The organism is Allosaccharopolyspora coralli (genome assembly GCF_009664835.1).
GTDB classification, from domain to species: domain Bacteria; phylum Actinomycetota; class Actinomycetes; order Mycobacteriales; family Pseudonocardiaceae; genus Allosaccharopolyspora; species Allosaccharopolyspora coralli.
On sequence record NZ_CP045929.1, the window covers coordinates 955,070 to 972,063 of the forward strand.

Sequence of the window (16,994 nt, forward strand, 5' to 3'; positions counted from 1 at the left end):
GGACACCGGCCGGATCTCGCTCGGTCCGTGCGATTGTTCACGGCGTTCCTGCACGAGCAGACGGATCCCGACAGATTCTACGGCGAGCTCGCGAAGGACTCCGTCGAGCAATTGGCGCGCTACACGCCGTTGTCCGGGCGAACGGTGGTCGACGTCGGCGGCGGGCCCGGTTATTTCTGTGACGCGTTCCGGGCGGCGGGCGCAGGCTACCTGGGCGTGGACCCGGATGTCGGCGAGCTGTCCGCACGCGGAACACCTGGTCAGAACATGGTTCGGGCCAGCGGGACCGAGCTGCCCGTCCGGGACGGCGCGGTCGACGTGTGCTACTCGTCCAACGTTCTCGAACACGTCTCCGCGCCCCGGACGATGTTGGAGGAAATGTGTCGCGTGACGAGACCGGGCGGCATCGTGTTCGTCTCGTACACGCCGTGGCTGTCTCCGTGGGGCGGACACGAAACAGCCCCGTGGCATTTCGCAGGCGGCGATTTCGCACGCGATCGCTACATCCGGAAAAACGGCCACGAGCCCAAGAACAGGTTCGGCGAGACGCTGTTTCCGATCAGTATCTCCGCCGTGCTCGACTGGGCCCGTGGCACCCCGTCCGCAGAATTGCTGCACGCGTTTCCCCGGTATCACCCGTGGTGGGCGACATGGATCGTCCGGATCCCCGGAATCCGGGAGGTCGCGTCGTGGAATCTGGCGATGGTGTTGCGTAAGAAACCGTGAGCGCGACCGAAGGGTGGAAGAGTCCCGCCGCACTCCGGTGAGCACGGCGGGACTCGGTCTCAAAGGGCATTGTGGAACTCGGGTGGGATGCCGGTACCGGACCAGCCACCAAGTTCCAACAATGCCCTCTCGCACTCAGCGATCGCTCATCGCGTGCTGCGGATGAGTCGGAGCGTCGAACTCTCGATCCGGGGTCGTGCGGTTGCGCCGCGGCAGCAGCAGGAGGCCGGCGACCACGAGCAGCGCGCCGACCGGGCCCAGCACCCACGGTGCTGCGGAGAGCATCTTCAACCCGCCCATGCTCTCTTCGGCCTGGGCGACCTTCGCGGCGATCGTGTCCGGCGAATACTCCAGGTCGCCGTCGAGCACCACGGTGCCCTCGTCCTGACCAGGCAGGCGGAGTTCCTGCCGTTGCTGCTGCTCCTGCTTGACGATCAGACCGGTCGTGGGCTCGACGTAGTCGGTGATCGTGTTGGTGTAGTAGCGGCCGACGTCCACCGAGGGCTCCGGACCCGCGCCGACGAGCTCACCGGCGACCTGCTGCTCGCTGAACTGCGTGGCCGGGATCGGCTGCACGAACTTGAGGACCGGCAGGCCGTTCACCTCGTCGGTGCCTTCGAACGAGGAGGTCACGGGCTTGCCGATGGTGTTGTCGTAGATCTCGTAGGACTTCCGCTGCGTGTCGAACGGGTACTTGAAGTGCAAACCGGGCTGGCCGCCGTACTCGGCGTACTCCTGCGGCTTCTGCCCCGGAGCGTCGGGGTCCTGCTGGAGTTTCGCGACGAACGTGCTCTCCGGTGCGCAGCGGTTCTCGTCGGTGCCGGTGTAGCCCTCGGCGGTGCGACGGTCGAAGCACACCTGCCGCTTGCTCGCGCTGACGACCTTGTCGTCGGCGTTGTCGGTGACCCGCAGGGTCTGGGCCCAGACCGCGACGTCGCTGCCCTCGGTCATCTCCGGGCGGGAGAAGTTGGCCTGCACCTTCGCGACGGCCGTGAGGTCGACGTCCTCACGAATGGTCGGTTCGGGACCCTCCGGCGTTTCCTCGACCGCCAGTACGCGCTCCGCCGTTCCGTCGAGGACCGTCGTCGAGTTCTGGTTCAGCGGTGTCTTCGCCAACGAGTGGTACACGTGCGTCGGCAGCAGAACCGCCATGGCGATCGCGAACACGCCAACGACGAGCAGAGCGAGACTGAGTGCGCGACGCACCGGTCCTCCCCAGGGTGTGGGTTCCGAATCACAAGCTACTGGACAGTAAGCCAGCTTTGATCCTGATGGCCGGATCACACACCGTCAACGGCGAGTTTCGCCGTGCTCCCCCGAACGGGCGAGAGAGCTGGGGTGTGAACGAAGCCGCACAACCATCTCTGTTCCCCGTCACAACGTGTCCGGTGCCACGATCGAGCTGACCGGAGCGCGCCCCCGACGTGCTCCGGCTCCCCAACGAAAGGGCGGAGAGCGGTGCGGAACATCGGCGAGCGAGCGGTCGGTACCCCGGCACGGCCGGCTCGGGACACGGGACTCGAGAGAGTCACGATCAGTGACTGCGCCGGCGCGAACGGGCGAGCGTTCGAGTGGGGCGGGCCGGGAGTCGCGCTGACCCGGGGTCTCGCCGAACCCATCCGCGCCGGTGTCCGCGCCGCCACGCACGCCGTCGACGCCGACACCCGCACCGACGCGGTCCGCCTCGTGGAACTCGGTGTCTGTGCGTCCGCGGTCGTGCAGGAAGACAGCCGCGGTCTTGCCGCGCCGCCCGACCGTGGGCGGGTGCAGTGGCACGCGCGCGGACTGACCGTGATCGCCCGCGACCTCGCCGATCTCGTGGCGACGGTCCCGCTCGTCGGTCAGGTCGAGCGCGCAGGCACGCACACCGAGCCGATCCGGGTCGGCGCGCACAGCGATTCCATCGCCGACACGAGGATGCGCGACCGCATCGGAGACGTCGCCGCGCGCCTGTCTCTCGGTGGCGTTCCCGTCGTCGACTTGGACGCGGAACGATCCCCACTGTTCGGCGGGCTGCTGCGGCGGGTCAACCGGGCGTCACGAGCCGACATCGACGTCGTGGTCACCTCGGTGCCGCCGCCCGACACGCACCCGGCCGCAGGGACCGTGGTGAGCTTCCCGTCCACTCCGGACGGCGCAGGCGACCACGTGCAGGTGCGGGCGCGGGAGGGTGTCGCGGGCACGTCCGTGCTGGACCTGCTCCGGTCCCTGGCCACCCCGTAAGAAGGCGTTTTTGGAACTTGGGTGGGTGGTCCGGTACCGCCGCCCCGGTTCGTGCCTCGCGGTGTTGGGGTCCTCTTGAGTACCAGGCGTACGCGGCGAGAACTCCTGCCTTGCGAGGCACGAACTCCGAACGACGGAGCCCCTCACCGTGCCGCGGCTGATCACGTGTGAGGCGTGCCCTACGGGCACAAAGCCAGTTCCCCAATGCTCTCTCAGAGGGTGTGCGGGTCGGTCTGCGTGGGTGGTTCCGTGGCGGAACCTCACCTCGCGGCCGACTGCGGGATGGTCGACCCCAGGTCGAGACGTACATCACGTCGACGCTGTCCAGTCAGCCACGAGGTGAGAACCCGCCGGTGACCGGCCTGCGTAGGCGGTGAGAAGAATGCGGCGCACTGTGGCTGACCACAGCCTCAACGCTATCGGGGACCTTCCGTGACCGGAGGGTGCCCCGACCGCGCACCCTCTCAGCCGACGCCGAAGCCCACGCGCTGCGACTCGACCGCGCCGATCTCGACGTACGCGAGCCGAGCCGACGGCACGATGAAGCGACGGCCCTTGTCGTCGGTCAGGGCCAGCACACCGTCGGCCGTCTTCAGCGCGTCGGCGACCAGCGACTCGACCTCGTCGGGGGACTGGTTGCTCGCGACCGTCAGCTCGCGCGAGCTGTCCACCACGCCGATCTTGACCTCCACGCCGAACCTCCGTTGAGTACTCGTGTCCATTCGGGCTACGGCCAGGCTATCCCAGCGAGGGCGACGCCCGAGGGACGGACGCCCCACGGACCGGACGTCCGAGGGACAGGGCACCTCCGGACGGCCCAGGTGGACACCCCAAGACAGACGTCGTCGCCGGATCGCGGCGCGGGCTAGAGTCGCAACATGGTTTCGCCCAGCACGCACTCGATCGCTCCCGCTCACCGGGCGATCGGACGAACCATGCTGAACAAGGTGCCCGAACTCGCCGACCGGTTCGCGCGGCTGCTCAGTGAGCAAGACGACTTTTACCGTGAGGTCTACCGCGTCGCCCCGGACGAGCTGCGGAAGGTGTGCGAGGCGAACTTCACGCGTGCGCTGCGCGCGTTCATCGACGGGGAGGAACCGGCCCTGGACGCGGCTCGCAAGACCGGGCGCGCACAGGCCCTCAAAGGGATCCCGCTCTCGGCGGTCCTGCGCGCATTCCGGCTCGCAGGCAGTTTCGTCTACCAGGACCTGCTGGAGCAGGCCGACCTGTCGTCGATGCCCGCCGACCAGATCCTGCAGATCAGCAGCCAGGTGTGGCAGACCATCGACGTGTACTCCGCGTCGCTGGCCAGCGCCTACAACGAGGTCGCGACCGAGTCGGAGCAACACGACGAGTGGACGCGACGCAGCGCGTGGCTGGAGCTGCTCGCGGGTCACCGACTGGAGCCCTCGGCGGTGCACAACGCGGCACAGGTCCTCGGGTTGCCGATGACCGGCAGGTTCGTCGTGGTCGCCGGTGCCGCGGCGGCCGACGATCGGGCGCCGGAGGCCGACGGGACGGACACGAACGTGACGGTCTCCGAAGCGGGCGAGGCGGCGCCGGTTCAGGTGTCCAGACTGCTGCGCAGCACCGGCTATCAGTCGGCATGGCGTACCGGCCCGGGCTCGGAGATCGGCATCGTCGTCGTGGAACGTGACCTGCGCACGTTGCGCGAGGCGTTGGAAAGCACGCCGGTCGCGGTCGGGGTGAGCACTCCGTTCGGTTCGCTCCGCGACGTTCCGGCGGCCGTCGAGCGCGCGCGGCTCGCGCAGCAGTGCGTGCCACCCGGCGTCAGCGGCGTCGCGGTCTACGGCGACACCCCGGTGACGACGCTGGTCGCGGGGGCGCCGACACTGGCGCGGGAGGTCGCGCTCGCGCCGCTCGCCGGGGTGCTGGAACTCCCCGAGGCGGAGCGCACTCCGCTGCTCGACACGCTGCGGGTCTGGTACGAGACCGCCGGTTCGGCGAAGGTCGCGGCGGGCGAACTGTTCGTCCACCCGAACACCGTGCGGTACCGGATGCGCCGCGTGCAGGAGCTCACGTCGTTGGACGTCTCGAATCCGGTGGCGGTCGCGGAACTCTACGTGGCCCTCGAAGCCCACCGCTTCGCTCCCAGCTGACCCCCGCGAAGACGAGGCGAACGGCACTCTCGCCCCGCCCCGGTGAGGCGAAAGTGCCGTTCGCCTCACCGGGGCGTTGTGGTGCGAAGGGCACGTTCGCCTCGTCTGGTGAGGCGAAAGTGCCGTTCGCTTCACCGGGGCGTTGTGGTGCGAGAGTGCCGTTCGCCTCGTCTGGTGAGGCGAGAGTGCCGTTCGCCTCAGGCTGGGTCGGTGGGTTCGAGGTCGCTGAGCGACGTGGGGACGGCGAACGGGGGCCGTCCGACGCCGGTGATGCGGTGACGTGACCACGGGTCGGGGTCGGAGAGGGTGCCGAGTGCGTCGCCGTCGTCCGTGCTGAGCACGACACGCGCCGAGCGGCCCCCGGTCAGCGCGTCGACCTCCGGGTTCGCCGCGATCCGTCCGTACCAGTGGAACCGCCCGTCGATCGGCTGGAAGTGGCCGCGCAGCACGACCTCGACCGCGATCGCGGCGTCTTCGGTCCGCAGCATCGCGGGGCCGGTGTAGTCGTCGTCTTCGTCTTCCACGTGTCCTCCCGGTCGAGTCAGGACCCGGACTCGCCCGACTCCCCGTCGGCGATGTCCGGCACGACGTGCAGTTCGGGTGCGAGCGGCTCGTCCGGGTCGAGCACGATGCCGCCGTTGCGCAGCACGCCGTCGATGGCGTGCCAGATGATCTGGGTGAGGTACCTGGCCAGGTCCTCGCGACTCATCGACCGTCGCTCGAGCCACCATTCACCGCTGGCTTGGACCATGCCGACGAGCCCGTGGCTCCACGCTTCCACCCCGCCGGAGTCGAGTTCGAGGACGCGCATGAACTCGCCGAGCATGCGGGAGAGCGTTTTCGCGATCTCGGCCTTCTCCATCCCGACCGGGTCGTCGTGGGCGGGCCGGTCCGCGTAGGCCCGGTGCACCACGAACCGGTAGAGGTCCGGGTATTCCTCGATCAACGTCAGATAAGTGTCGATGATCCGGTGGATGCGCTCTCGCGGTGAGCCACCTTCGTTGATGGTCGGGGCGAGGCGCTGCATGAGCAGTTGCGTTCCCCACGAGCCGACGCCGGCGAACAGGTCGGACTTGTCGTGGAAGTGCCGGTAGAGCACCGGTTTGCTGACGCCGGCCTCGGCTGCGATCTCGTCCATGCCGACTTCGGGGCCGTGCTCGCCGATCGCGCGCACCGTCGCCTCGACGAACTCGGCACGTCGTGCCGCCCGGTGGTGGCGCCACCGTTCGCGGCGGGCATCACCGCCCGATCGGGTGCTCTTGACACTGCGGTGTGGGTCACTCACGCTACCGACGGTACGTGTTACTCGAAGTAACACGCAATGCTGCGACCGCCGCATCGAGAAGGTGATCGACCGATGTCCAGTGCTGCCTCGCTCAACGACCGGGAGAAAACCGCGGCACGACTGCTCAAGTCGACCGCGAAGAACAGCTACGACCCCGAGGTCGACATCGACTGGGACGCGCCGCTGTCCGACGACAGCCCTTACATTCCGTTCCACCGCAGTTCGCTCTACGGAACGCACCTGTGGGATCGGCTCAGCGACGAGCAGCGCGTCGAACTCACCAAACACGAGTTCGCCAGCATCGCCTCGAACGGGCTCTGGTTCGAGATCCTGCTGATGCAGCTGCTGCTCAAGGAGGTCTACGACCGGGACCCGCGGAGCAACCACGTGCAGTACGCGCTCGCCGAGATCGCCGACGAGTGCCGCCACTCGACGATGTTCGCCCGCGCCGTCGAGCGTGTGGGGGCACCCGCCTACGGGCCGCTGCCGTGGGTGCACCGGTTCGCCAAGATTCTGCCGTGGCTCGTGCACGGCCCGTCGCTGTACGCGAGCGTGCTCGTCGCCGAGGAAGTCCTCGACCGTTTCCAGCGTGACCAGATGAACGACGAGCAGGTGCAGCCGCTGGTGCGCATGGTCAACCGGATCCACGTCCTCGAAGAGGCCCGCCATGTCACGTTCGCCCGCGAAGAGGTGCTGCGGGGCATGGCCGAAGCCGGACCGCTCGCACGTCGGTATCACCAGTACGTGACCGCGCTCGTGGGCTATTTTATCCTCTTCTCGCTGATCAACCCGCACGTGTACAAGGCGGTCGGGATCTCTCCGCGAGAAGGGCACGCGGCAGCGTGGTCGAATCCGCACTTCCGCGAGACGCGGCGCTGGGCCGGGGAGAAGATCATGTCGTTCCTCGACGGCGCCGGACTCGTGGGAAGGCCCGGCGCGCGCTGGTGGAAGAAGGCGCATCTGCTTCGATGAGCAGCACCACGACGAGCTCAGCGCAGACGACGAACACGAGGCATCCCGCATGACAGGTCCCGTCCGGAATCTCGAATGGACCGTGACCGACCCTCGGCACCACACGACAGGGGAGAGCCAAGGCATGGCAGTACGCACCCTCGACCGCAGCAGCGTGTTCACCACCAGCGACGGTGTCCGGTTGCACGTGAGCGACACCGGGCCGGACGCCGCGCCGGTCACGGTGGTGTTCCTGCACGGCTGGACGCTCGACCTGGCCACATGGGACACGGTGTGCGGGCAGCTCGACGAGGGTCTGCGGCTGCTGCGGTTCGACCTGCGCGGGCACGGTCGCTCGCAGCCCGCACCGCCGGAGACGGCGACCATCGAGCGTTGCGCGCTGGACCTTGCCGAGCTGATCGACGAGCGGGTGCCGACCGGGCCGATCGTGCTCGCCGGGCACTCCATGGGTGCGATGACGATCATGGCACTCGCCGAGGGGCGCGCCGACCTGTTCGCCGAGCGCATTGCGGGTGTCGCGCTCGTCGCGACCTCCGGAGGCGGTCTCGGGCTCTCGCGGGCGACGTTCGGGCTACCGGGGCCACTCGGCAAGGCGAGCACCTCGGTGCAGCGCGGTCTGCAGCGATGGCTCGCGGGCAATGAGCACAGCCGTTTGCTGCGGGACTCCCGCACGATGCGCCCGGGAGTGCGCTGGCTGCTGTTCGGGAAACGGGCCCGTCGCGCAGACGTGGCCGCCACCGCCGAATCGCTCGCCTGCTGCCATCCGCGCAGCATGGGGCAGTTCCGGGAGTCGCTCGCCACGCACGAGCGGCTCGAACGGATCGAGGCACTGCGCTCGGTTCCGACGGTCGTCCTCGCCGGACTCTCCGACCGGCTCACCCCGTACCCGCACGCCCGGCGGCTCGCACGTGCGCTCCCGGAAGCGGAACTGCTGGTCCACGCCGACGCCGGGCACATGCTTCCGCTGGAACGCGGCGACGCGGTGGCGGCCCGGATCAGCGACCTCGTGCGTCGGGTGTGGCCGGATGAGTCCGCGCGTGCGGGAACGGACTTGAACGATCCGACATAGTTGTCTTCCCACGACCGGGTTGTCCGATACGGTGCTTCGTCGGGATTCTGCTGTCGAAGGAAAGGAGCGGGCGCCCGGACCGGGTGCCCGATGCTGTGTTAACTGAGCCATCACAACAAGAAACTTCCCGGTCGGACGACGCGTCGCCGGGTGAGGGCGGCGAAGAGAAGCTGGTCGATCGGCCCGGTCGCACCGACTGGGGCGTGTTCGGTATCGCGGCGGTGCTGGCCACCGCCTTCATCGCATGGGGTCTGCTCGCGACCGAATCCCTACAGGCGTTCTCCGAGACGGCGCTGCAGGTGCTCGTCCGCAACGGCGGATGGGTGTTCGTCACCGCCGGAACCGGGTTCGTTGTGTTCGGTCTGATCCTGGCGTTCACCCGGTTCGGCCGGATTCGTCTCGGCGACGACGACGAGAAGCCGGAGTTCCGGACGTCCTCCTGGATCGCGATGATGTTCGCCGCCGGTATGGGCATCGGTCTGATGTTCTACGGCGTGGCCGAGCCGCTCCAGCACTTCACGACTCCGCCACCGGGCACCAATGTCGCACCGGGCAGCCAGGAAGCACTCGGGGCGGCGATGGCCACCTCGTTGTTCCACTGGACGCTGCACCCGTGGGCGATCTACGCCACCGTCGGCCTGGCGTTGGCCTACAGCAGCTACCGGCGCGGTCGTAAACAGCTGTTGAGTTCTGCGTTCGTGCCGCTGTTCGGCGAGCGCACCGCGAACGGCACCGTTGGCAAGATCATCGACATTCTCGCGGTGTTCGCCACCGTCTTCGGCACCGCCGCCTCGCTGGGCATCGGCGCCACCCAGATCGCGGCCGGACTGCAGCAGGTCGGCTGGGTCGGTTCGATGAGCAACACGCTGCTGGTCGCGATCATCACCGTGCTCATCGCGGCGTTCGTGATCTCGGCTGTCTCCGGAGTGTCCAAGGGCATCCAGTGGCTGTCGAACAGCAACATGGTGCTGGCCATCGTGCTGGCCGCGTTCCTGTTCGTCGTCGGCCCGACCGTGTTCATCCTCGACCTCATCCCGAACGCCGTGGGCTCCTACGTCAGCGACTTCGGCATGATGATCTCGCGCACCGGCTCGGTCGGCGGCGAGGACACCACCGAGTGGCTGTCCACCTGGACGATCTTCTACTGGGCGTGGTGGATCTCCTGGGCGCCCTTCGTCGGGATGTTCATCGCCCGCATCAGCCGCGGCCGGACCGTGCGCCAGTTCGTGGGCGGCGTGCTGATGGTTCCCAGCGCCATCAGCCTCGTGTGGTTCGCGATCCTCGGCGGCACGGCCCTGTTCGAGCAGCGCAACGGGGTCGGTCTCGCGGACGCGAGCGGCGAGGAGGAGCAGCTGTTCGGCATGTTCGACCAGCTCCCGTTCTCCGGGGTGCTCAGCGTGCTGGCGATGCTGCTGATCATCAACTTCTTCGTCACCAGTGCCGACTCGGCCTCGGTCGTCGTGGGCTCGCTCTCGCAGCAGGGCAGTGCACGGCCCCGGATGTGGGTCGTGGTGTTCTGGGGCGTGGTGATCGGCGGTGTGGCGATCTCGATGCTGCTCGCCGGCGGTGACGAGGCGCTGACCGGACTGAACAACACGACGATCATCGCGGCGTCGCCGTTCGTGATCGTGGTGATCCTGCTCTGCTTCTCGCTGATGAAGGACCTGCGGCAGGACCGGGTGATGCTCGTCGAGTCCCGCAGCGCCGAGGTGCTGGAAGAAGCGGTGATCTACGGCACTGAGGAGCACGACGGCAACTTCCATCTCGAAGTCACGCCGAGCGAGCCGTCCGATGACTCCGACGACTCCGGGGACTCCGGGGACTCCGGGGACTCCGGGGACTCCGGCAAGGAGGAGAGTCGCAGCAGCTCGTCCAGCGACGAGAGCTGATCCCTGCGACGGGCGTGGTGTCCTGCCAACCGGGCACCTCGCCCGTCCCACGGGTCCGGTGCTGAGAGGGCGTGCCGGTGGAGCTGCGTGTCGTCGTGTCGTGTCAGCGGCGGAGCCGCTGCGCGGTCACCCCGTTCGCAGCCGGACCACCGGCGGGTTCTCAGCGCGCTCCTCGTGAGGACAGCGGTTTCGCTGCGTAGGCCGCTACTCAAGAAATCGATCCCGCAGCGAGGAGGGCGCTGAGGTTCCGCCACCCGACCACCCACCCAGATCAACCCGCACGCGGTCTCAGTCTCAGGGGCGTTGTGGAACTGAGGTCCGGTACCGCCGCCCCAGTTCGCGCCTCGCGGCGTTGGGGTCCTCTTGAGTACCACGCGTACGCGGCGAGAACCCCTGCCTTGCGAGGCGCGAACTGGAACGCCGGAGCCCCTCGCCGTGCCCCGGCTGATCACGTGTGACCGTGCCCTACGGGCACCAAGGACAGTTCCCAAATGCCCTCTCAGCCCTGTTGCAGGGGGAAGCCTGCCAGGCCCTTCCACGCCAGCGTCGACATGAGCGAGACCGCCTCGTCCCGCGAGACCGAGCCCTCGGTGCCCAGCCAGTACCGCGCGGTGACCTGGCTGAGGCCGACGAGGCCCACCGCCAGCAGGCGGGCCCGTTCGTGGTCGATGCCCGCGTCGGCCGCCACGACGTCTGTGACCGCGTCGATGCAGCTGGACATCGCGTCGTCCACGGCCTTCTCCACCGCGGGTTCACCGCGCAGGTCCGACTCGAACAGCAGCCGGAACGCCTGGCCCTCACCGTCGACGAACTCGTACAGCGCCTGCACGGCCTGCTTGACGCGCTGCTTGTTGTCCGGGGTGGACGAGATCGCCTCGCGGACTCGCTGCACCAGGGCGTCGCCGTGTTTGTCCACCAACGCCATGTACAGCTCGAGCTTGCCGGGGAAGTGTTGGTAGAGCACGGGCTTGCTGACGCCGGCCCGCTCGGCGATGTCGTCCATCGCCGCAGCGTGGTAGCCGTTCGTGACGAACACGTGCTGTGCCGCGTCGAGGAGTTGAGCTCTGCGTGCGGTCCGTGGGAGGCGGACGCCTCGGGCCGACTGGTCAACACCTTGCGCTGCAGCTTCCGTCATGCTCGCCTCCACCCGGTTCTCGACGCGAAGCCGGCAAGGGTGGCCGACTTCGAGCGCCCCTCACCTTACTCGCCGGTAGAGCCGATGCAGCGGGGACGGTTCCGATCGTCGGCATCGTCTCGCGGCCGATTTCCGGCATGCTGTCGGGGTGAGCACGAGACCACATCCCGATGTCCTTCCGGTGAACGGCGGCGGTCGAAATCTGACCCGGGTTCCGCTGCGCTGGGAGGACGTGCCGTCCGCGGTGGAGGCGGTCGCGCCCGCTCCGTTGCGCACGGTCGAACTCGACACGACCGTCGGACCGGTTCACCTCGGCATCCGGGACACGGCGGGCGATTCGGGGGCCGACGCGGTCGCGGTGCACCTGCACGGGCTGGCCGCCTCGTCGACGCACTGGACCGACCTCACTCGCATGCTCACCTCGCGGACGCGCTCGATCGCCGTGGATCTGCCCGGGTTCGGCTGGTCCGAGCCCCCGAACGGATTCGACTACCGGCGGCGGTCGCACGCCGACGTCGTGATCGCGCTGCTCGAGTCGCTCGGTGTGGGTGCGGTACACCTGTTCGGCAATTCCTTCGGCGGCGCGGTGGCGATCGAGGTCGCCGCACGCAGACCCGACCTCGTCCGCAGTCTGACCCTCGTCTCGCCCGCGGTGCCCGATCTCCGTCCGGACCCGCGCCGCGTGTCGGACCGGCGCATGCTGTTCACCTCGGTGCCGGTCCTCGGCAGGCGGATGCGGCGGCAACTCGCGGCCGCGTCGGCCAGGGAGCGGGCCGACAAGCTGATCCGGCTCTGCGTCTCCGACTCGTCGCTATTATCACCCGATCGTGTTGGCGACGTGGTGCGCGAACTCGAAGATCGCGCAGCGTTGCCTTGGGCCGCGACCGCGCTGGCGACCACCACGCGCGAGCTCGTCCGCTCCTGGATGGTGCGGCCGTCCGAGTCCCTCTGGTCCCTGCTGCACCAGGTCCAGGCGCCCGCGCTCGTCGTGTGGGGCACCGATGATCGCCTGGTCAGCGTCCGGAAAGCACCCCGAACGGCACGCCAGTTGCGTCGCGGCAGGTTGCTCGTGCTGCCTCGCACCGGGCACGTCGCGCAGATGGAGCGGCCCCGCCTGCTGGCGGCCGCCGCACTCGGCATGGTCGACGAGGTCGCGGCCGGCCGGTGGTGACTCGCGCGGACGTCGCCACGAGGGCATGATCACACCGGGTGTTCAGCCTGTCCGGGCGTGAATATCGGTTGTGGCACCCTGGGGCGCGTGCAACGGCCGACGTCCGGATCCCCCGACTCCAACGCGCGCCGCCGGGAGGCGGCGTCCGGAGGCGACCCCGGGTCCCGTGGCACCACCGCCGTTCGGGACGGCCGCGACCAAGCCGAGCCGCTCGCGGCCGCCCGCAACCCCGAGCCCGAGCGGCCGGCGCCGCCCCGCCGCCGCGGCCTGGCGTCGCGCTACGGGTGGCGCCTCTACGCGGTGCCGATGCTCGTCGTGGCCACCGCGCTCGCCGTTTTCCAGGTGGTCGAACCCGCCTCCGAGAGCCCGGGCGGCGCAGGCGCCGGAGGCGACCAGGCCGCCGACGTCCCGGAAGCGCCGGTGCTCGACGAGGCGCCGCCCGGTCAGCGCTACTCACCCGAGATGTTCTCGGCCGACCTGCCTCCGGGAGCGCCCATTCCCGAAAGCGGAGCCGGGACCTTCGACGTATTGCCCGGCAACTCGCCACAGGTCGGTCAGGGTGACATGTACCGCTACACGATCGAGGTCGAGACCGGGATCGAACTCACCGAGGGCAGGGACGCTTTCGGCAACCTCGTCGAACAAACCCTCTCCGACCCGCGCAGCTGGACGCACCCGGAAGCGGGCGGCATCGCCCTGCAGCGCGTCGACGACCAGGGACCGCCGCCGGACTTCCGGGTCACGCTGGTGAGTCAGAACACGGCACGCCAGGTGTGTGGCTACGGGCAGGGCCTACCCTTCGACACCTCGTGCCGGATCGACGACCGCGTCTACATCAACGCCGCTCGCTGGGTGCGTGGTGCCATCTCGTTCGAGGGCGACAGCGGGACCTACCGGCGCTACGCGATCAACCACGAGGTCGGGCACGTCTTCGGCAACCCGCACGTGCCGTGCGGCCAGGACGGGGCGCTCGCGCCGGTGATGATGCAGCAGACGTTCAGCGTCGCCAACGACGAGCTGCACGAGCTCAACAAGGCCGTTCCGCAGGGCGCCGACATTCCCAGGGACGGCAAGGTCTGCAAGTACAGCGCTTGGCCGTTCCCCGTCGCCGGGTGAATCTCCCGCATGGTGGGAGCACTTTCGGTGCGGGAAGACGGTCGGCCACGCTGACGTTGAGGGGTGTGGGTCGATCCGGTGTCCGGATCGACCGGACCAAGGGGATGCGCACGTGGGCCCGTGCGCCCGCGAACACACAGGGTGTGTGCACCCGCATGGCGGATAACGCGCGCACCGAGCACGAGGAGGAGCTGGGATGTCCGGCGACACAGCCATCACGCTTCCGCCGCTCGTCGAGCCTGCGGCGGAGCTGACCAAGGAAGAGGTCGCGCGCTACAGCCGCCACCTGATCATTCCCGACGTCGGGATGGACGGGCAGAAGCGGCTGAAGAACGCGAAGGTGCTGGTCGTCGGTGCCGGCGGGCTCGGCAGCCCTGCGTTGCTGTACCTGGCCGCCGCCGGTGTCGGCACCCTCGGCATCGTCGAGTTCGACGAGGTCGACGAGTCGAACCTGCACCGCCAGATCATTCACGGCCAGTCCGACCTCGGCCGGTCGAAGGGCGAGTCGGCGCGGGACTCCATCGCCGAGGTGAACCCGTACGTCCGAGTCAACCTGCACGAGACGCACCTGACCTCGGAGAACGCGCTCGACGTCTTCCGCGACTACGACCTCATCCTCGACGGCACCGACAACTTCGCGACCCGTTACCTCGTCAACGACGCGGCGGTGCTGCAGGGCAAGCCGTACGTGTGGGGTTCGATCTTCCGTTTCGAGGGCCAGGCCAGCGTGTTCTGGGACGAACACGGCCCGAACTACCGCGACCTGTACCCCGAGCCGCCGCCGCCCGGGATGGTGCCGTCCTGCGCCGAGGGTGGCGTGCTGGGCGTGTTGTGCGCCTCGATCGGCTCGATCATGGTCAACGAGGCGATCAAGCTCATCACCGGCATCGGTGAGACGCTGCTCGGGCGCCTGATGATCTACGACGCGCTCGAGATGAGCTACAAGACGGTCAAGATCCGCAAGGACCCGGACGCCGATCCGATCACCGAGCTGATCGACTACGAGGCGTTCTGCGGTGTCGTCTCCGACGACGCGCAGCAGGCCGCGGTGAACAGCACGATCACACCGCAGGAGCTCAAGGACAAGTTCGACCGGGACGAGAAGTTCGAGTTGGTCGACGTCCGCGAGCCGCACGAGTACGAGATCGTCAAGATCGACGGCTCGACGCTGATCCCGAAGGACCGCATCCTCTCCGGTGAGGCGCTCGCGGAGCTGCCGCAGGACCGGCAGATCGTGCTGCACTGCAAGTCCGGCGGTCGTTCTGCGGAGGCGCTCGCGGCGCTGCACAAGGCCGGGTTCTCGGACGCCGTGCACGTCGGCGGAGGCGTTCTCGGCTGGGCCAACCAGGTCGACACCTCCCTCCCCACGTACTGACCGCCCCGTCCCGTCCCGTCCCGCCGAGTTCCGTTCACCCCTGTGGACAACTCCCTCCCCCTGTGGACAGCGGGGTGGCAAATTCGCGCGAATTTGCCACCCCGGCTGGGCGGGGATGGGGGCTGACGGAGCGTCGGTGCCACGGAAACGGGTAGCAGCGCGGTAGCGTTCCGGCCCGTGAGTGCTACACCTGAGCCACCCCCGACGCATGTGCGTGCCGCCTTCGGCGCGCGTGGCGAGGAGGAGCCCGAACTCCTCGAGGGCGGGATCGCCTGGCGGTGCGGCGAAGTCGTGCTCCGTCCCGCATCGCACACCGCCGAGGCCGCCTGGGTGGCGCAGACGCTGGACCTGCTGGAACCGGAGGACGTGCGACTGGCCCGCCCGCTGCGGTCGACCGACGGGCGCTGGGTGGTCTCGGGCTGGTCGGCCAACCGCAACATCGACGGGAAACCGGAACCCCGTCACGACGAGGTGGTCGCCGCGTCGTTGCGGCTGCACGCGGCCAGTAGTTTCCTCGCCAAGCCTCGCTTTCTCGACTCGCGCCAGGATCTCTACTCGCTCGCGGACCGCATGGCCTGGGGCGAACAGGAGCACCCGCTGGTGCCGGAGAAGGGCGGCCGGCTCTACGACGTTCTCGAGGGCTCCCGCCGCAAGGTCCAGCTGCGTCAGCAGGTCGTGCACGGTGACCTGTTCGGCAACGTGCTGTTCGCGGGCAACGCGCCGCCCGGGATTCTCGAGTTCGCGCCGTACTGGCGGCCCGCCGAGTGGGCCGCGGCGGTCGCCGTGATCGACTCGTTGGCCTGGGGCGGTGCGGACCCGGCGATCGTGGAGCGCTGGTCGCATCTCGCCGAGTGGCCGCAGTCGTTGCTGCGGGCGTTGCTGTTCCGGCTCGCGGTGCACGCGCTGCATCCGGCCTCCACGACACAGTCGCTGGGCGGGCTGGAGTACGCCTCGCAGATGGTGCTCGAGGTCCTCTGATTCCCGTCCGGTGCTGGTACTCGGCAAGCTGCGACGCCGGTGAGCCACCACCACCGCAGATCAAGACGGCTTCTGATTCCTGCCGCGTGTGAGGATGGGGCCATGAGCGAGAACCTCCCGTTGAGCGGAGTCACCGTCGGGCTCACGGCCGAGCGCAAGGCGGACGAGTTCGCCGCCTTGTTGACCCGCCGGGGCGCACACGTCGTGCTCGGGCCGTCGATGCACACCGTGCCGCTGCCCGAGGACGGCGAGTTGGCGGCGGCCACGACCGACGTCCTGTCCGGGCCGGTCGATGTCGTCGTGGCGGTCACGGGCGTCGGATTCCGCGGCTGGGTCGAGGCCGCGGACCACAACGGGGTCGGCGACCGGCTCAGGGAGTCGCTGGGTTCGGCGACGCTGCTCGCTCGGGGTGCGAAGGCGCGCGGCGCCGTCCGTGGGGTGGGGCTCGCCGATCCGTGGACCGCGCCGACGGAGGAGTCGTCGGAGATCCTGGAGTACCTGCTCGCGGGCGGGGTCTCCGGCAAGCGGGTCGTCGTGCAGGTGCACGGTGATCCGATGACCGAGTTCCGCGAACGGCTCACGCAGGCCGGGGCGGAGGTTGTCGCCGTTCCGGTGTACCGCTGGACGGACCCGGTTGATCTGGCTCCGCTGGACGCGTTGATCGACGCGGTGATCGCCGGTGAGGTCGACGCGTTGCCGTTCACCAGTGCTCCGGCGGCGGCGAACCTGTTCGGCCGCGCGGACCGCACCGAGCGCGGTGCGGCGTTACGCCAGGCCATGCGCGAGCGGGTGTTGGTGGCGAGCGTCGGCCCGGTGACGGCGAAGCCGCTGGAGGCCGAGGGTGTCCCGTACTCGATGTCCGAACGCGCCCGGACCGCTTCGCTCGTGACACTCCTGGAGACCCGGCTGCCGTCCCCCGGGTGACGGCGCGCGAG

16 protein-coding genes are annotated in these 16,994 nt (G+C 69.0%); 11 read left to right on the top strand and 5 right to left on the bottom strand.

What is annotated here, in order from left to right; genetic code table 11:
- Nucleotides 1-27 precede the first annotated feature (27 nt).
- The gene (locus tag GIY23_RS04535) at nucleotides 28-726 is read left to right on the top strand and encodes a class I SAM-dependent methyltransferase (protein ID WP_154075507.1); all 699 of its coding nucleotides are present in this window, start codon (nucleotides 28-30) and stop codon (nucleotides 724-726) included.
- 135 nt (nucleotides 727-861) lie between these two features.
- On the opposite strand, the gene GIY23_RS04540 is transcribed toward GIY23_RS04535, so the two are convergent.
- Nucleotides 862-1,932, bottom strand: coding sequence for a DUF3068 domain-containing protein (locus GIY23_RS04540; RefSeq protein WP_187352023.1), 1,071 nt, complete (start codon nucleotides 1,930-1,932; stop codon nucleotides 862-864).
- Between the two features lie 252 nt (nucleotides 1,933-2,184).
- Here GIY23_RS04540 and GIY23_RS04545 point away from each other — a divergent pair, with 252 nt between their 5' ends.
- Nucleotides 2,185-2,949 carry a hypothetical protein gene (locus GIY23_RS04545; protein WP_154075508.1) on the top strand — a complete coding sequence of 255 codons (765 nt, stop codon included), beginning with the start codon at nucleotides 2,185-2,187 and terminating at the stop codon, nucleotides 2,947-2,949.
- Between the two features lie 464 nt (nucleotides 2,950-3,413).
- On the opposite strand, the gene GIY23_RS04550 is transcribed toward GIY23_RS04545, so the two are convergent.
- Nucleotides 3,414-3,641, bottom strand: coding sequence for a DUF3107 domain-containing protein (locus tag GIY23_RS04550; RefSeq protein WP_154078613.1), 228 nt, complete (start codon nucleotides 3,639-3,641; stop codon nucleotides 3,414-3,416).
- 186 nt (nucleotides 3,642-3,827) lie between these two features.
- Here GIY23_RS04550 and GIY23_RS04555 point away from each other — a divergent pair, with 186 nt between their 5' ends.
- The gene (locus GIY23_RS04555) at nucleotides 3,828-5,069 is read left to right on the top strand and encodes a PucR family transcriptional regulator (RefSeq protein WP_154075509.1); all 1,242 of its coding nucleotides are present in this window, start codon (nucleotides 3,828-3,830) and stop codon (nucleotides 5,067-5,069) included.
- A 197-nt stretch (nucleotides 5,070-5,266) separates the two neighbouring features.
- On the opposite strand, the gene GIY23_RS04560 is transcribed toward GIY23_RS04555, so the two are convergent.
- Nucleotides 5,267-5,593: a DUF4873 domain-containing protein gene (locus GIY23_RS04560; protein ID WP_228717544.1), complete on the bottom strand. Its 327-nt coding sequence runs from the start codon at nucleotides 5,591-5,593 to the stop codon at nucleotides 5,267-5,269.
- A 17-nt stretch (nucleotides 5,594-5,610) separates the two neighbouring features.
- Nucleotides 5,611-6,354: a TetR family transcriptional regulator gene (locus GIY23_RS04565; protein WP_154075510.1), complete on the bottom strand. Its 744-nt coding sequence runs from the start codon at nucleotides 6,352-6,354 to the stop codon at nucleotides 5,611-5,613.
- A gap of 72 nt (nucleotides 6,355-6,426) precedes the next feature.
- Between GIY23_RS04565 and GIY23_RS04570 the strand changes: the two genes are divergently transcribed.
- From GIY23_RS04570 to GIY23_RS04580, 3 genes are all read left to right on the top strand, one after another.
- Nucleotides 6,427-7,326: an AurF N-oxygenase family protein gene (locus GIY23_RS04570; RefSeq protein ID WP_154075511.1), complete on the top strand. Its 900-nt coding sequence runs from the start codon at nucleotides 6,427-6,429 to the stop codon at nucleotides 7,324-7,326.
- 124 nt (nucleotides 7,327-7,450) lie between these two features.
- The gene (locus GIY23_RS04575) at nucleotides 7,451-8,395 is read left to right on the top strand and encodes an alpha/beta fold hydrolase (protein ID WP_154075512.1); all 945 of its coding nucleotides are present in this window, start codon (nucleotides 7,451-7,453) and stop codon (nucleotides 8,393-8,395) included.
- Between the two features lie 203 nt (nucleotides 8,396-8,598).
- On the top strand, nucleotides 8,599-10,284 hold the full coding sequence (locus GIY23_RS04580) for a BCCT family transporter (RefSeq protein WP_228717545.1): 1,686 nt from the start codon (nucleotides 8,599-8,601) through the stop codon (nucleotides 10,282-10,284).
- A 499-nt stretch (nucleotides 10,285-10,783) separates the two neighbouring features.
- Here GIY23_RS04580 and GIY23_RS04585 read toward each other — a convergent pair whose 3' ends face one another.
- Nucleotides 10,784-11,419, bottom strand: a complete 636-nt coding sequence (locus GIY23_RS04585; protein ID WP_154075513.1) for a TetR/AcrR family transcriptional regulator — start codon at nucleotides 11,417-11,419, stop codon at nucleotides 10,784-10,786.
- A gap of 148 nt (nucleotides 11,420-11,567) precedes the next feature.
- Here GIY23_RS04585 and GIY23_RS04590 point away from each other — a divergent pair, with 148 nt between their 5' ends.
- The 5 genes from GIY23_RS04590 to GIY23_RS04610 all read left to right on the top strand — a co-directional run bounded on the left by GIY23_RS04590 (nucleotide 11,568) and on the right by GIY23_RS04610 (nucleotide 16,983).
- Nucleotides 11,568-12,590 carry an alpha/beta fold hydrolase gene (locus tag GIY23_RS04590; RefSeq protein ID WP_228717546.1) on the top strand — a complete coding sequence of 341 codons (1,023 nt, stop codon included), beginning with the start codon at nucleotides 11,568-11,570 and terminating at the stop codon, nucleotides 12,588-12,590.
- An 87-nt stretch (nucleotides 12,591-12,677) separates the two neighbouring features.
- Nucleotides 12,678-13,706, top strand: a complete 1,029-nt coding sequence (locus tag GIY23_RS04595) for a DUF3152 domain-containing protein (protein WP_228717547.1) — start codon at nucleotides 12,678-12,680, stop codon at nucleotides 13,704-13,706.
- Between the two features lie 196 nt (nucleotides 13,707-13,902).
- Nucleotides 13,903-15,081, top strand: coding sequence for an adenylyltransferase/sulfurtransferase MoeZ (gene moeZ / locus GIY23_RS04600; protein WP_154075514.1), 1,179 nt, complete (start codon nucleotides 13,903-13,905; stop codon nucleotides 15,079-15,081).
- 177 nt (nucleotides 15,082-15,258) lie between these two features.
- Nucleotides 15,259-16,059 carry a TIGR02569 family protein gene (locus GIY23_RS04605; RefSeq protein ID WP_154075515.1) on the top strand — a complete coding sequence of 267 codons (801 nt, stop codon included), beginning with the start codon at nucleotides 15,259-15,261 and terminating at the stop codon, nucleotides 16,057-16,059.
- Between the two features lie 102 nt (nucleotides 16,060-16,161).
- On the top strand, nucleotides 16,162-16,983 hold the full coding sequence (locus GIY23_RS04610; RefSeq protein WP_154075516.1) for a uroporphyrinogen-III synthase: 822 nt from the start codon (nucleotides 16,162-16,164) through the stop codon (nucleotides 16,981-16,983).
- Nucleotides 16,984-16,994: the final 11 nt, after the last annotated feature.